Annotated in this window: 6 protein-coding genes; 3 read left to right on the top strand and 3 right to left on the bottom strand. The window is 68.4% G+C overall.

The features are described 5' to 3' along the window. Positions 1–20: 20 nt before the first annotated feature. A complete protein-coding gene (locus HG543_RS01805) occupies positions 21–896 on the bottom strand; it encodes a sulfotransferase domain-containing protein (protein ID WP_169342882.1) in 876 nt (291 codons plus the stop codon). 445 nt (positions 897–1,341) lie between these two features. On the opposite strand from HG543_RS01805, the gene HG543_RS01800 reads away from it, so the two are divergent. After that, positions 1,342–3,438: a S46 family peptidase gene (locus tag HG543_RS01800; RefSeq protein WP_169342881.1), complete on the top strand. Its 2,097-nt coding sequence runs from the start codon at positions 1,342–1,344 to the stop codon at positions 3,436–3,438. Positions 3,439–3,552: 114 nt separating this feature from the next. On the opposite strand, the gene guaA is transcribed toward HG543_RS01800, so the two are convergent. Then, entirely contained in the window at positions 3,553–5,106 is a 1,554-nt protein-coding gene (gene guaA / locus HG543_RS01795; protein ID WP_169342880.1) for a glutamine-hydrolyzing GMP synthase, read from the bottom strand. Positions 5,107–5,209: 103 nt separating this feature from the next. Between guaA and HG543_RS01790 the strand changes: the two genes are divergently transcribed. Next, positions 5,210–5,836: a hypothetical protein gene (locus tag HG543_RS01790; RefSeq protein ID WP_246356686.1), complete on the top strand. Its 627-nt coding sequence runs from the start codon at positions 5,210–5,212 to the stop codon at positions 5,834–5,836. A 189-nt stretch (positions 5,837–6,025) separates the two neighbouring features. Here the strand turns inward: HG543_RS01790 and guaB are convergent, their stop codons facing one another. After that, positions 6,026–7,483 carry an IMP dehydrogenase gene (gene guaB / locus HG543_RS01785; protein ID WP_169342878.1) on the bottom strand — a complete coding sequence of 486 codons (1,458 nt, stop codon included), beginning with the start codon at positions 7,481–7,483 and terminating at the stop codon, positions 6,026–6,028. 174 nt (positions 7,484–7,657) lie between these two features. Between guaB and HG543_RS01780 the strand changes: the two genes are divergently transcribed. After that, on the top strand, positions 7,658–10,009 hold the full coding sequence (locus HG543_RS01780; protein WP_169342877.1) for a TIGR02266 family protein: 2,352 nt from the start codon (positions 7,658–7,660) through the stop codon (positions 10,007–10,009). Positions 10,010–10,038 lie beyond the last annotated feature (29 nt).

The following is a 10,038-nucleotide window of genomic DNA, read 5'->3' as shown; positions in this document are numbered from 1 at the left end:
TCCCATGCGCCCCTGGCGTCTCACACCTCCGTCTCGCCCATGCCAAGCTTCTTGCGCAGACGCGCCATCTTCTCGCTCAGCGCGGACTGGACCTCGGGCGTCAGCGCCTTGCGGCCATCACCCGCCACGCCCTTGCGGATGAAGCCCTCCCGGGGGGCGCTCTCCTGGAACACGCGGATCCGCACGTCGAAGCGGTCATGGTGCTGCTTCATGTAGGCGAAGCTGCACTTCTCCAGGATGGCGCCCATGCGGTCCTCCTCGATGGGGACCTCCAGGAAGCGGGCCACCTTCCGGATGCCGCCCTCCAGGTCGGAGATCAGGTCCTCGTAGCGGATGTGGAGGACGTTGGCGTCATTGCGGTGCGGCCACCAGGACTCCAGGTGCGAGAACCACTGTCCCACGATGGAGGACCCGCGTAGGAAGCGCACGTCGAGGTCGTCCCAGTAGCCCTCCTGCAGGCCGCAGTGGTGATGGAGCGACACCAGCGAGTCCGCCGCGTTGCGGGTGACGTAGATGACGCGGCTGTCCGGCGGCGGGGACAACATCCAGTAGGGCAGATGTGTCTTCAGGACGCGTGGGGAGGGAAGCGCGTCCAGCACGGACCGCGCGAAGGGCTTGATCGCGAGGAGCTCCACGTAGGGCGCCACCTGGTAGATGTGCGAGAACTCGCCCCGGCCGCCCGTGAGGATTTGATGGACGATCTGCTGCATCCACGTCGTGCCCGTCTTCGGCGCGGTGGCCACGTAGATGTCCCCGGGCCTCGGCGCGAGCAGCACGTAGCGCGTCCGGAACCACTGCAGCACCTTGACCAGCACGTCCGCGGGCATGGCCATGAGGCTCAAGGCCGTGATGAAGAAACCCAGCACCCCGTGAAGGGCGCGCTTCTGAAGCGTCATGCCGTGTCCACTCCGCGTCACGTGACGATGCGCCCCCTGCACACGGAGGGCTGCTCGGCCTTGATGGCCAGGTGCGGCAGTATCCCAGGATGGGCGAACGCCCGCGCCTTCTTCGGCTCGGGCACGCCCACCGCCCTGGCCCTCCGCGACGCACCGCGCCAGCCCCCCTGCCCGCCCTGGAATGTCCTCTCCGGGCCCCCTTTCCGGCCAACCTGTCGCGACATTTTCCGCCGGGGTCCGTTCCCTGTCTCCGCCCCGGAATTCGGGCTGGATCCCCGGCAATTACCGAGGAGACCCGCCGTGGCGGGTGATCGCCGCGGCGAGGAATCGGCGGGCCGCTCGCATGTTGTGGGCGCCGGGAATTATTCCCGGCTTTTTACCGGCTTGACCCAGGCAGGGGGTTCCCGCAGAAGGCGGCATCCCTGGGCCTGGAAAGGACCTGTTCATGAAGCGCTTGTTCCTGATTGCAACCTTGCTCGGCGCGGCGCCCGCGCTGGCCGACGAGGGGATGTGGACCTACAACAACTTCCCCTCCGCCAAGGTGAAGGAGAAGTACGGCTTCGAGCCGACCCAGCAGTGGCTGGACAAGGTGCGGCTGTCCTCGGCGCGCCTGGCGGGCGGTTGCTCGGCGAGCTTCGTGTCCCCCGAGGGCCTGGTGATGACCAACCACCACTGCGCCCGCGGCTGCATCCAGCAGCTGTCCACGGCGAAGAAGGACTACATCGCCAACGGCTTCTACGCGAAGGCCCAGGCCGAGGAGACGAAGTGCCCGGCCATGGAGATCAACCAGCTGGAGAGCATCACCGACGTCACCGCCGAGCTGAACAAGGCGACCCAGGGCCTGTCGGGCAAGCAGTACGCGGACACGCTCAAGGCGAAGATGTCCGAGCTGGAGCAGTCCTGCTCCGCCGGCAACGCCAAGGTGCGCTGTGACGTCGTCACCCTGTACCAGGGCGGCCAGTACAACCTGTACAAGTACCGCCGCTTCCAGGACGTGCGCCTGGTGATGGCCCCCGAGCACGCCATCGCCTTCTTCGGCGGCGACCCGGACAACTTCGAGTTCCCCCGCTACGACCTGGACGTGACGTTCCTGCGCGTCTACGAGGACGGCAAGCCGGCGGACACCTCGAAGAACTACTTCAAGTGGTCCGAGAAGGGCGCCAAGGAGGGTGAGCTCACCTTCATCTCCGGCCACCCCGGCCGCACCTCGCGCGGACTGACCATCGCGGAGCTGGAGTTCCACCGCGACGTGCAGCTGCCCAAGACGCTCATGCAGCTGTCCGAGCTGCGCGGCATGATCGCCGAGTTCCAGAAGCGCGGCCCCGAGCAGAAGCGCATCTCCAACAACCTCCTGTTCGGCGTGGAGAACAGCCTCAAGGCCTCCAAGGGTCGTCACGAGGCGCTGCTGGACAAGAAGTTCTTCGCGCAGAAGGTCGCCGCCGAGCAGGAGCTGCGCAAGAAGGTCGAGTCCAACCCGGAGATGAAGAAGAAGTACGGCGCGGCCTGGGATGAGATCGCCAAGGCCCAGGAGCAGTACCGGAACTTCCGCACCGAGCACCTGTTCAAGGAGCAGGGCCTGAACGGGGCCTCCGACCTCTTCTACATCGCCCGCACGCTGGTGCGCGGCGCCGAGGAGCTCCAGAAGGAGAACGGGCAGCGGCTGCGCGAGTTCAGCCAGGCCGGCATCCCCAACCTCGAGGCCCGCCTGTTCAGCCCCGCCCCCATCTACCCGGAGCTGGAGACGGCCCGCCTGGCCTTCACCCTCAGCAAGATGCGTGAGGAGCTCGGCGCGGACCACCCGTTCGTGAAGAAGGTCCTCGGCAAGGAGTCCCCGGAGAAGCTGGCCGCCCGCGTCGTCAAGGGCTCCAAGCTGGCGGACGTGAAGGTGCGTCAGGCCCTCTACAAGGGTGGCCAGGCCGCCGTGGACGCTTCCAAGGACCCGATGATCGAGCTGGCGAAGCTCGTGGATCCGGACGCCCGCGCCGTCCGCAAGCAGTTCGAGGAGAACGTCGAGGCCGTCATCCGCAAGAACAGCGAGCTCATCGCCAAGGCGAAGTTCGAGGTCTACGGCACCAACCAGTACCCGGACGCGACCTTCAGCCTGCGCCTGTCCTACGGCTCGGTGAAGGGCTACACGGAGGACGGCAAGCAGGTGGCCCCCATCACCCAGATGGCCAACACCTTCGACCGCCACACGGGTGAGGATCCGTTCGCCCTGCCCCAGTCCTGGCTGAAGTCCCAGAACGTCCTCACCGGCTCCACGCCGATGAACTTCGTCTCCACCAACGACATCATCGGCGGCAACTCCGGCTCGCCCGTCATCAACAAGGACGGTGAGATCGTCGGCCTCGTGTTCGACGGCAACATCCAGTCGCTCGGCGGCGAGTACGGCTTCGACGAGAGCGTGAACCGCGCCGTGTCCGTCCATAGCGAGGCCATCATCGAGTCGCTGAAGAAGATCTACGGCGCCACCCGCGTGCTCGAGGAGCTGCGCCCCGGCAGCACCAAGGTGCCGCCCGTGAAGGCCAACCCGGCGGGGTAGTCGCCTCCGCTGGAAAGGGAGCCCTCCCGACGGAGGGCCCCTGAAGCACGAAGAGGCTGCCCGGTTTCGCTCCGGGCAGCCTCTTTGCTTTCTACGTCACCCTGCCCTACCGCTTCACTCCCACTCGATGGTCGCGGGCGGCTTGGAGGAGATGTCGTAGACGACGCGGTTGATGCCGCGCACCTCGTTGGTGATGCGGCTGGAGATGCGCTCCAGCAAGGGAAACGGCAGGCGGGCCCAATCCGCCGTCATGCCGTCCACGCTGGTGACGGCGCGCAGCACGCAGGTGGACTCGTAGGTGCGCTCGTCGCCCATGACGCCCACGCTCTGCACGGGCAGCAGCACGGCGAAGGCCTGCCAGACCTCCTTGTAGAGGCCGGCGGCGCGAATCTCCTCCTGGACGATGGCGTCCGCGCGGCGCACCAGCTCCAGGCGGGCCTCCGTCACCTCGCCGAGCACGCGGATGGCGAGGCCGGGGCCGGGGAACGGCTGCCGGGACACCATCTCCTCCGGCAGGCCCAGCTCGCGGCCCAGCGCGCGGACCTCGTCCTTGAACAGCTCGCGCAGCGGCTCCACCAGCTTGAGCTTCATCGTCTCCGGCAGGCCGCCCACGTTGTGGTGGCTCTTGATGGTGACGGACGGGCCCTTGTACGAGACGGACTCGATGACGTCCGGGTAGAGCGTGCCCTGCGCGAGGAACTCCGCGTCCTGCACGTCGCGCGAGGCCTCCTCGAACACGGCGATGAACTCGCGGCCGATGATCTTCCGCTTCTTCTCCGGGTCCGTGACGCCGGCGAGCTTCTCCAGGAAGCGCGCCCGCGCGTCCACCGTCCGCAGCGGCACGTGGAAGCGGTCCACGAAGAGCGCCTCCACCTGGGCGCGCTCACCCTGCCGCAGCACGCCGTTGTCCACGAAGATGCACTGCAGGCGCGGGCCGATGGCCCGGTGCAGCAGCAGCGCCGCCACGGAGCTGTCCACGCCGCCCGACAGCGCGCAGATGACCCGGCCGTGCTCACCCACCTGGCGGCGGATGGTGGCCACCGCCTCGTCGATGAAGCCCTTCATCGTCCACGAGCCGCTCACCTTGCAGTCGTCGAAGAGGAAGGCGCGCAGCATCGCCTTGCCCTGCGCGGTGTGGACCACCTCCGGGTGGAACTGGAGGCCGTAGAAGGGCTTGCTCTCATGCGCGGCCGCCGCGAAGGGCGAGTTGCCGCTGCGGCCAATGGCCTTGAAGCCGGGCGGGAGGACGTCCACCCGGTCGCCGTGGCTCATCCACACCTGGAGGCGGTCGCCCGGGTTGAACTCGGCGAAGGGGCCGCGGCGCTCCAGCACCTCCACCTCGGCGTTGCCGAACTCGCGGTGCGCGCTCCGGTCGATGCGGCCACCGAGCAGCTTCGAGAGGAGCTGCAGGCCGTAGCAGATGCCCAGCACCGGCACGCCCGCCTCGAAGACGAACGGGTCGCACCGGGGCGAGTCCGGCGCCTCCACGGAGGCCGGGCCTCCGGAGAGGATGATGCCACGCGGGGCGAAGCGGCGGATGTCCTCCGCCGGGAGGTCCGGACGGTGGATTTCGCAATACACGCCCAGCTCGCGCACACGGCGGGCGATGAGCTGGGTGTACTGACTCCCGAAATCGAGGATCAGGATCTTCTCGGCGTGCAGGTCCACCGGGGGTCTCCAAAAGGGGGGGCGGCGTTGACGGCTGGGGGCCCTTATCGCTACAAACTTCCGGAAATCAACGCCCAAGTACCCTCAATTGTTCGAGGTATGGATGCTCCGCCGCCTGTCCGCCCCCACTGCCGCGACCCTGCTCCTGTTGTGCACCCCTGGCTGCGTAAAGGAGATCTCCTCGGATGAGCGGCTGGACCGGGAGACCCAGAACCTGTCGGTGAAGGACACGCCGGGGGCCGCGGAGCTCCAGAAGCTCAATTGCGACGACACCACCGACGCGCTCGGCAAGGCGCGCAACGTGAACCGGCCGGAGACGGACCGGCTCGTGGACTACATCGAGCTGTACTCCTCGCTCCGCAAGCGCACCGCCACCTTCGAGGAGGCGATGAACCGCAACCCGGACCTGAGCTACCGCGAGGGCAGCCAGCAGATCGTCAACGCCAAGGACACCTGCGTCCAGCAGACCGCCGACGTGCGCGTGGAGTTCGAGACCTACATCCGCGAGCTGGTGGAGGTGCCCACCGTCCAGGAAATCAAGGGCGGCAACACCGTCACCATCGCCCGGCTCGACTTCAACACCCTGCGCCAGGCCATCGAAACGCTGGAGCCGGATGACAAGGAGGCGCTCCTCAACCGCGTCGCCAACGCGGAGAAGAAGGTGGCGCCCGCTTCCGCGCCCGCCTCCGAGGAACCGGCCACCTCCGGCAAGAAGCGCGGCAGCCGGTAGTCCCCTGCTCGCTTCGAGGCCGTGACTTCGAAGGGCCCTCGCCGGAGATGGCGTGGGCCCTTTTTCATGCCGCCGGACTCGGAGCCGCGGCGGGCGCCCACCAGGACGCCCTGTCCGGGGCCGCTGGCTTCGGGCCAGCCCCCGCGAGGAGGGCCCGGCGACGCGGGCCTCGCTCGGGAGAGACGGCCGCTACTCCACGCGGTAGTTCGGCGCCTCCTCGGTGATGATGACGTCGTGCACGTGGCTCTCCTTGAGCCCGGCCGACGTGATCCGCACGAAGGTGGCCTTGTGACGGAGCTCGTCGATGGTGCGGCAGCCCACGTAGCCCATGCCGCTGCGGATGCCGCCGAGCATCTGGTGCACGTTCATGGCGAGCGTGCCCTTGTAGGGGACGCGGCCCTCGATGCCCTCGGGCACCAGCTTCACGGCGTCCACTTCCGACTGGAAGTAGCGGTCCTTGGCGCCCTGCTTCATGGCGCCCAGGCTGCCCATGCCGCGGTAGCTCTTGTAGCTGCGGCCCTGGTACAGGATGACGTCGCCGGGGGCCTCCTCGGTGCCCGCGAAGAGCGAGCCGATCATCACCGTGCTGGCACCCGCGGCGAGCGCCTTGACGATGTCGCCCGAGTACTTGATGCCGCCGTCGGAGATGATGGGGATGCCGGCCTTCTCCGCCTCGCGGACACAGTCGTCCACCGCGGTGATTTGAGGCACGCCCACGCCGGCCACCACGCGCGTGGTGCAGATGGAGCCGGGGCCGATGCCCACCTTCACCGCGTCCACGCCCGCCTCAATGAGCGCGCGCGTCGCCTCGGCGGTGGCCACGTTGCCGGCGATGAGGTCGAAGCCGCGGAAGTTCTTCCGCGTGTCACGCACGCCGTCCACCACGCCGCGCGAGTGGCCGTGCGCCGTGTCCACCACGATGACGTCCACGCCCGCGCGGATGAGCGCGTCGATGCGGGCCTCGCGGTCCGCGGACACGCCCACGGCGGCGGCGCACAGCAGGCGGCCCTTGGCGTCCTTCGCCGCGTTCGGGTGCGTCTTGCGCTTCTCGATGTCCTTGATGGTGATGAGGCCCTTGAGCTCGAACGCGTCGTTGACGATGAGGAGCTTCTCGATGCGGTGCTCGTGGAGCAGCTTCTGGGCCTCGTCCTGGCTGATGCCCTCGCGGCCGGTGACGAGCTTGCGCGTCATCACCGCCTCCACCTTCTGGGTGAAGTTGGTCTCGAAGCGCACGTCGCGGCTGGTGACGATGCCGACGAGGCGCCGCCCCTTCACCACGGGGATGCCGGACACGCCGTGCTGCCGCATCAGCTCCAGCACCCGACCCAACGGAGCGTCCGGGTCGATGGTGACGGGGTCCACCACCATTCCGCTCTCGAACTTCTTGACCTTGAGCACCTCGAGCGCCTGCTGCTCGGGCGTCATGTTCTTGTGGATGACGCCAATCCCACCTTCCTGGGCCATGGCGATGGCGGTACGGGCTTCCGTTACCGTGTCCATGGCGGCGGACAGCAGGGGGATGTTCAGGCGGATGTTACGGGTGAGCCGGGTCGTCAGGTCGACGTCCTTGGGGACGACCGAGCTCTCGGCCGGCAACAGCAGGACATCGTCAAAGGTGAGGGCGAGCCGGATATCGGGGTTCAGCATGAGCGGCGCTCCCGGGGCATGAATTACCCGCCGGGCACCAGCGCCTGCGGGTGCGGTTCCATACGAGGTACGCTGCCAGTGCGCAACGGAGAAGGGGTGTCTTTTTGACGCCCGTTCCCTCGGACTTCGGGCGATAATCCCGATGTCTCTACCCTCTCGTCTCGGGAACCGGCTTTGACGGAATCGAATCAGGCTGCGGTCGGGCTGGTCGTGAAGCTGCCCTTCGCGACGCCCGAGGAGTTCCTGGCGAAATACGGGGGCAACATCACCCGCGGCGGCATCTACCTGCGCGCCCGCGCGGTGAAGCCTCCTGGAACGGCTGTCACCCTGGACCTCCGGCTGGCGGGCGGCGAGCGGATCATCTACGCCTCCGCCGTCGTCCACTTCGTCACCGGACAGGGCGGCCAGGGCGTCGTGGGCATGGGCCTGCGCTTCCTGAACGTGGATCCGCAGACCCGGCGCTTCCTCGACTCCGCCGTCGTCACCCTGCCTCACGCCCAGTCGGACACCCCGCCGGTCCCCAACGGGGTGGGCCCGGCTGACTACACCGTCCCACCCACGGCGCCTCCGGTGGCGACCGTCTCCCCTGCCCCGGCGGCGGGCGCTCCGGCGGGCGGAGCCCCGGCCGCTGGGACTCCGGGCCGGGCTCCCGCGCAGGCGGCCCCCGCGGCGCCGGCCGGTCCGGTGATGATGACGGACGAGGCGCTGGGACTGACGACGGAGGAGCCCAAGCGCACGGGCCCCGTCATCGGCATCGACCTGGGGACGACGAACTCCTGCGCGGCGCTCGTGCGCAACGGGCGGCCCGGGGTGCTGCCCAGCCGCGAGGGCCACAACACCGTGCCCTCCATCATCGCCGTCAACACGCGCGGCAAGCTGGTGGTGGGCCACCCCGCCAAGGGGCAGATGCTCACCAACCCCCGGCAGACGGTGTACGGCGCCAAGCGGCTGGTGGGGCGGCCCTACGCGTCGCCCGTGGTGGAGCACATCAAGGACCGCTTCCACTACGAAATCATCCCCGGCGCCAACGGGGACGCGGGCGTGAAGCTGGGAGACCGCGTCTACACGCTGCAGCAGATCTCCGCGCTCATCCTGCGCGAGGTGCGCGAGGTGGCGCAGAACCAGCTCGGCCATCTGGTGTCCCGCGCGGTCGTCACCGTCCCCGCCTACTACAACGACAACCAGCGCCAGGCGGTGCGCGAGGCCGGGAAGCTGGCCGGCCTGTACGTGGAGCGCATCCTCAACGAGCCCACGGCGGCGGCGCTGGCGTACGGCTACGGCCGCAAGCTGAACCAGCGCGTGCTGGTGTACGACCTGGGCGGCGGCACGTTCGACGCGTCCGTGCTGGAGCTGAGCGACAACGTCTACGAGGTCATCTCCACCGGCGGTGACACGTTCCTCGGCGGTCTCGACTTCGACAACGCCATCGTCGCGTACCTCCTGGAGGAGTTCCAGAAGAAGACGGGCCGGCCCTTCCAGGGCGACCGCGTGGCCATGCAGCGCATCAACGACGCGGCGGAGCGCGCCAAGTGCGCGCTGTCCGAGCGCTCGGAGATGCGGGTGCACGTGGCCTTCGTGACGATGATCGACGACAAGCCGTACGACCTCGACGTCACGCTCACGCGCCAGAAGCTCATCGAGCTGACCGAGGGGCTCGTCGACCGCACCGTCCGCGTCTGTGAAGAGGTGCTGAAGACGAAGGGCCTGGGCCCCAAGGACGTGGACGAGGTCATCCTCGTCGGTGGCCAGAGCCGCTTCCCGCTGGTGCACGAGAAGATCACCCGGTTCTTCGGCAAGCCGCCCAGCAAGGGCGTCCACCCGGACGAGGCGGTGGCCCTGGGCGCGGCGCTCCTGGCGCACAGCCTGGGCCAGCTCGAGGGCGTGGTGCTCATCGACGTGCTGCCCATGGCCATTGGCGTGGGGCTGCCCGGTGGGCGCTTCAAGCCGGTGCTGGAGCGCAACCTCTCGCTGCCCTCCACCAAGAGCTACACCGTGGCCACGCACCGGGATGACCAGACGGAGCTGGAGCTGACGGTGTTGCAGGGCGACTCCGACAAGGCGGCGGACAACGAATTCCTCGGGACCATCAAGCTCACCGGCCTGCCCAGGAAGCCGCGCGGCGGCGTGCAGGTGGCCATCACCTTCGAGGTGAACAACGAGTCGCTCCTCAAGGTGACGGCGCGTGAGACGTCCACCGGACGCGAAGTGACGAGCACCTTCAACACGCGTGCGACTCCGGAGGTCGTGAAGGCGAAGTTGTCGCAGCTCGAAGCAGAAGGCGCGCACGCGCCAGCGGCTCACGCGGGGGCTGTGGCCACCGGCCCCGCGGCTCCGGTAAGGGCGCCCGCCACGAACGGAGCTCCATCCACCGCGACGAACGCACCCGCAGCGGCGCCGAAGCACACGCCCGCACGCGGGACCACCCAGGCACCACCGCCCGTACACCCTGTTCCCGCCGTTGCAGCAACGGCCCCGAAACAAAAGGGTTTCATGGGCTGGCTCAAAGGCTTGTTCGGAAGGGCCTAGGCCGCTCGCCTGCTAGCGAAACGGATTGC

The sequence above is a fragment of the Pyxidicoccus fallax genome (assembly GCF_012933655.1).
GTDB classification, from domain to species: Bacteria; Myxococcota; Myxococcia; order Myxococcales; family Myxococcaceae; genus Myxococcus; species Myxococcus fallax.
The sequence above is the reverse complement of the archived record's forward strand: the minus strand, read 5'-3'. Positions and strand labels throughout refer to the sequence as shown.